The sequence below is a fragment of the Actinomadura sp. NPDC048032 genome (assembly GCF_040653175.1).
GTDB lineage: Bacteria > Actinomycetota > Actinomycetes > Streptosporangiales > Streptosporangiaceae > Spirillospora > Spirillospora verrucosospora.
Map to the genome: position 1 here is coordinate 1 of NZ_JBEZJP010000707.1, position 2,337 is coordinate 2,337.

Annotated in this window: 2 protein-coding genes and 1 pseudogene; all 3 read right to left on the reverse strand. The window is 78.3% G+C overall.

Annotated elements, in window-relative coordinates; all coding sequences use genetic code 11:
- Positions 1 to 147: 147 nt before the first annotated feature.
- A pseudogene (locus tag AB0C69_RS41315) lies at positions 148 to 573 on the reverse strand (response regulator transcription factor); the annotation flags it as partial.
- A complete protein-coding gene (locus AB0C69_RS41320) occupies positions 570 to 1,724 on the reverse strand; it encodes a histidine kinase (RefSeq protein WP_360362174.1) in 1,155 nt (384 codons plus the stop codon). The pseudogene AB0C69_RS41315 and the gene AB0C69_RS41320, both read right to left, overlap by 4 nt.
- An 80-nt stretch (positions 1,725 to 1,804) precedes the next feature.
- On the reverse strand, positions 1,805 to 2,275 hold the full coding sequence (locus AB0C69_RS41325) for a hypothetical protein (protein WP_360362177.1): 471 nt from the start codon (positions 2,273 to 2,275) through the stop codon (positions 1,805 to 1,807).
- Positions 2,276 to 2,337 lie beyond the last annotated feature (62 nt).

Genomic DNA, 2,337 nt, shown 5'->3' on the forward strand with positions numbered 1-2,337 from the left:
GGCGAAGTCGTGCTCCTCGGCGGTGCGGTCGGACATCGCGTCCGCGACGAACTGCCCCGGCGTCATGACGGGCTGAGGCGCGGGAGGTCAGGCGGGGTCCTCGGCGGCGCAGGGGCGGGGTCGCTCGGCGCGCGGCGGCGCCGAGGCGGCCGCCAGGTGCCGCAGCAGCCTGACGGTGACGGAGGGCGAGACCAGCGCCTCGCCGTTGCGGGCGGCGCGGACCGCCTCGACGAGCAGCGCGGGCCCCGCGTCCTTGAGGACGAAGCCGCACGCACCGCCGCGCAGCGCCCCGTACACGTACTCGTCCAGGTCGAAGGTGGTGACCACGACGACCCGCATCGGGTCGGGTACCTGCGGGCCGGCCAGCGCGCGGGTCACCGCGATGCCGTCGAGCCGGGGCATCCGGATGTCCACCAGGCACACGTCCGGTCGGAGCCGCCGCGCCAGGTCGACCGCCTCGACCCCGTCGACCGCCTCCCCGACGACGGTGATGTCGGGCTGGTCCTCGAGGATGAGCCGCAGCCCGCGGCGGACCATCGCCTGGTCGTCGGCGAGGAGGACCGAGATGGTCACCGGGACCGCCCCGCGGGGACGGGCAGCGCCGCCCGGACGGACCAGCCGCCGCCGGGCCGCGGTCCGGCGGCCAGCGAACCGCCCAGCGACTCGACGCGCTCGCGCATGCCGATCAGCCCGTAGCCGCCGCGATGGGGGTGCCGGGCCGGGGCCGCCGGGGCGTCGTCGGCGACCTCCACGGTGACGCCCTCCGGGCCCTGCTCGACGGTGACCGTGACGGAGCGGGCCCCGGGCGCGTGCCGCAGCACGTTCGTCAGCGCCTCCCGGGCGACGCGGTACACGGTGGTGGTCACCTCCGGCGGCCACGCGGCGTCCGCGTTCCCGTCCGGCATGCTCAGCCGCACCTCCGGGCCCTGCCGGCGGAACCGCTCCACCAGCGCGCCGAGGCGCTCCGGCCCGGGGGACGCCGGCGCCGCGTCGTCGGCGTCGCGCAGCAGCCCGACGACCCGCCGCATCGCGGCCAGGGCCTCGGTGCCCGCGGCCTCCATCTCGCCGAGGTACCCGCTCACCTGCTCCGGGTCCCGGCGGGCGACCACCTGGGCGCCCTGCGCCTGGACCACCATGCCCGTGATGTGGTGGGCCACGACGTCGTGCAACTCCCGGGCCAGCTCCAGCCGCTCGGCCCGGCGGACCTGCTCGGCCGCCCCGCGCGCCCGCGCGTCCAGGAGCCGCAGCGCCAGCCCGGCGCCGGCGGCGACCAGCCAGACCAGGCCGTCCAGCGCCGTCACCGCCGCGAGGCCCGCGGGCGGCGGGCCGGCGGCGAGCTGACCGGCGATGATCACCGCCGGTCCGGCGGCCGTGACGGCGGCGGCCGGCGCCGGCGGGAGGTTCCGGAGCGCGGAGCAGGTCAGTACCCCCAGGCCCAGGGCCATCGCCGGGCTGGGCTCGGCGGGGAGGTCGGGACCGGCCGCGTGGACGGCGCCGATGGCCGCCACCGCGAGGCCGAACGCCGCGACCGCCGGCCGGAGCGGCCGGCGCAGCCCCAGCAGCGCCGGGACGCACACCGCCGCCGCGGCGACGCAGCCCGGGACCCAGTACCAGGAACCCCAGCTCCCCGCGATGGCGACGGCCTGCGCGGTGATCGCCGCGAGGAGCACGACGCCCAGCCCGGCCACGGAGGCGCCCCGGCCCCAGGCGCCCGGATCGGTCATGCGGGCCAGATTATCGACGCCCCGCCCGGCGGCGCACCCGGACGGATCCGCGCCCGACCCGCCCTCGTCGCGTCCCATCGCTACCGGACCGGGGCGAACGCGCGGAGCAGCGGCCCGGCCACGAGGGCGCCGGCCACCATCACCGTGGCCAGGGCCAGCGAGGCCGTGGAGGACGTGGGACCCGACACCCATGCGAGCGCGATCACCGCGGCGCCGCCCGCGGCGATGGCGGCGGCCGGCCGCACCGGCAGCGCTCGGAGGGAGGAGCCGATGAGCACGGCGAGGGCCAGGCCCGCCACCGGCGACGGCTCCTGCGGCAGGCCGGCGGCCATGGAGACCCCCACCGCACCGGCCGCCACGGCGACGCCCGCGGCCGCGGGCCAGGCGCGCCTCCGCCGGAGCAGCGCCAGCCCGCCCATCACCACCGCGACGGCCGTGGTGTAAAGCCAGTAGGCGCCGCCCCAGCTGCGGATGAGCATGAACGCCGTGAAGGCGATGCCCAGGGCGAAGACCACGCCGAGCCCCGCGTCGACCAGCGCGTCCGGTTTCACCGGAGACCCGCCGGCACCATTTCGATGACTGTTTCCAAGCGACATGAGAGACCTGGTTTCGC